At 53.4% G+C, this 1,061-nt stretch carries 1 protein-coding gene; it reads left to right on the plus strand.

Annotated elements, in window-relative coordinates; genetic code table 11:
• The first annotated feature begins 385 nt into the window (after positions 1-385).
• On the plus strand, positions 386-808 hold the full coding sequence (locus tag V6C16_RS14055) for a hypothetical protein (RefSeq protein WP_333536402.1): 423 nt from the start codon (positions 386-388) through the stop codon (positions 806-808).
• Positions 809-1,061: the final 253 nt, after the last annotated feature.

Here is a 1,061-nt window from a genome sequence, read left to right on the forward strand (position 1 = left end):
TACATTTTCAAAGTTTAAGACACGCTCGCTTCGGCGTTTAACCGCGCAAATAAATTGCGCTTACGCCTTCGCGGCGGGCGACTGCTCACGCAGCCGCCAGAGCAATTTCAAAGTGAAATTGCTCTAACTCATTTCATTCGCAAACTGCTCTGGAACGTGTCAACGTGTCGCCGCAGACACGGCAAGACAGAAAAAGCCCGCTTTTGGCGGGCTTTTTCTGTCTTGCGACGTCATGTGCGCCTGGTTGTCAATTTGATGACAAGAAAACATATTTCCCATGTATTATGCTGAATTATAATAATAAGTTTTTTTGGCAAGACCTTTGCATATAGCTGGTATCAGGCAGTGCGCCGCGCTGCCATTCCACTGCTTCTGGAGGTCAGGCATGTTCTTTTTACTGGGCGGTCATGAAAAAAAGGCGCGTAAAGCTGAAAAGAAAGTGCGCATGTCGGACGCCAGCGCGCGGGTGCGCGAGGTGTTTATGGCCGGGCGTTTTCCTGTGGTGACCACGCATCAGGTGGAAGGCCGCCGCATTGCCAAGGTGCTGGGTCTTGTGTGCTGCCGGGGCTTTGATTCTGACGAGGCTTTTTTCGGCATGGCCGCACGCGCCATGAACAAGGGCGCGCAGGCCATTGTGGGCTACAGCGAAAATGTGGCTTTTCACCCCGACGGCAGCAAGTATTTTTCCTGCTTCGGCACGGCGGTCATGTTTGAGTATGACCCGATGGACCCGGAGGCGTTGCCCATCATGCTGCAGCAGAAATTCAGGGCGCAGGAGCAGGCTTCCGACCTGGACGAAATGATCTAGAGCAGATTAATTTTGAGAATGTCCATTATTGAATTAATCCGCTCTAGATAGAAAGAATTCCCCATCGAGAGATGGGGACTTTTGCGTCAGTGCGTGAGCGAAAGAAAATCTGCATCTGCAATGCGCTTCGTCAGGCGTTATGCGGAGATGTTCGGCTCCCGGTATTCCACGCTTACCAGGGCCAGGCCCTCGGGCGGAGCCGTTACCGACGGCACGGCCTGGCGGTCGCGGGCTTCAAGCAGCGCGGGGATTT

This window comes from Desulfovibrio sp. 1188_IL3213, from assembly GCF_036763145.1.
Taxonomy (GTDB): Bacteria; Desulfobacterota; Desulfovibrionia; order Desulfovibrionales; family Desulfovibrionaceae; genus Desulfovibrio.

Bases quoted from the DNA above. Each gene is read 5' to 3' on its own strand.
- V6C16_RS14055 (WP_333536402.1), top strand. From the start codon at position 386: ATGTTCTTTTTACTGGGCGGTCATGAAAAAAAGGCGCGTAAAGCTGAA.